At 48.9% G+C, this 233-nt stretch carries 1 tRNA gene and 1 rRNA gene; both read left to right on the top strand.

Annotated features, from left to right (window positions below):
- Positions 1-79 (top strand): 16S ribosomal RNA (locus CWM54_RS27955); the annotation flags it as partial.
- 69 nt (positions 80-148) lie between these two features.
- A tRNA-Ile gene (locus CWM54_RS27950) sits at positions 149-225 on the top strand.
- Positions 226-233: the final 8 nt, after the last annotated feature.

Here is a 233-nt window from a genome sequence, read left to right as displayed (position 1 = left end):
TACCACTTTGTGATTCATGACTGGGGTGAAGTCGTAACAAGGTAACCGTAGGGGAACCTGCGGTTGGATCACCTCCTTACCTTAAAGAACCTGCCTTTGTAGTGTCCACACAGATTGTCTGATGAAAAACAGCAGTAAAAACCTCTACAGGCTTGTAGCTCAGGTGGTTAGAGCGCACCCCTGATAAGGGTGAGGTCGGTGGTTCAAGTCCACTCAGGCCTACCAAATTTGCG

This window comes from Klebsiella sp. D-Nf1 (genome assembly GCF_002810515.1).
In the GTDB taxonomy this organism is placed as follows: Bacteria; Pseudomonadota; Gammaproteobacteria; order Enterobacterales; family Enterobacteriaceae; genus Klebsiella; species Klebsiella variicola.
The sequence above is the reverse complement of the archived record's forward strand: the minus strand, read 5'-3'. Positions and strand labels throughout refer to the sequence as shown.